This is a genomic window from Stenotrophomonas geniculata ATCC 19374 = JCM 13324 (assembly GCF_001431625.1).
GTDB lineage: Bacteria > Pseudomonadota > Gammaproteobacteria > Xanthomonadales > Xanthomonadaceae > Stenotrophomonas > Stenotrophomonas geniculata.
In genome coordinates, this window is sequence record NZ_LLXT01000053.1 from 1 (window position 1) to 793 (window position 793).

Annotated in this window: 1 protein-coding gene; it reads right to left on the reverse strand. The window is 62.2% G+C overall.

The features are described 5' to 3' along the window. The coding region (locus ARC63_RS03200) for an MFS transporter (protein WP_139042375.1) at positions 1-526 on the reverse strand (526 nt) is incomplete at its 3' end. Between the last annotated feature and the right edge of the window lie 267 nt (positions 527-793).

Here is a 793-nt window from a genome sequence, read left to right on the forward strand (position 1 = left end):
TGCCGTGGCTGCCGGCCACGGTGAACACCAGGCCGCCGACGATCATGCCGGACAGGATCGACATCGAGGTGCCCATTTCAACCAGACCGTTGCCACCGGTCAACTCTTCGGGCTTGAGTACCGAGGGCAGTACCGAGTACTTCACCGGTCCGAACAGGGTTGACTGCATGCCGGTACAGAACAGCGCGACCAGCAGTACCGGCAGGCTCTGGGTGAGGAAGCCCGTGGCCGCCAGCGACATGATCACGATCTCCATGGTGGTGGTGATCACGATCAGTCGCGATTTTTCCAGTTTGTCGGCGATCTGCCCGGCCAGTGCCGAGAACAGGAAGTACGGCAGGATGAAGATGGCAGGTGCCAGCGTGGCATACAGCCCCAGTTCTTCCTCCGGTACGGCCATGAACAGCAACATGCTGATGATCGCCTGCCGGTACACGTTGTCGTTGAACGCTCCGAGCGCCTGGACGACGAAGAACGGCAGGAAACGGCGCTGGCGCAGCAGGGCGAACTGGTTGTGACCGGACATGGAGCCTCCTTGACCGGCGCAGCCTAGCATTCCTGCCCATCCGCTGTGGGTGCGGCACTGCGCGTGGATGGCGGCGTGGTCGACGATATCGTCTGAGATCTTTCAAAGTGTGTGGACCAACGGTCCGCACCCACAGCGGATGGGCAGGAATGCTAGGCTGCGCCGGTCAAGGAGGCTCCATGTCCGGTCACAACCAGTTCGCCCTGCTGCGCCAGCGCCGTTTCCTGCCGTTCTTCGTCGTCCAGGCGCTCGGAGCGTTCAACGACA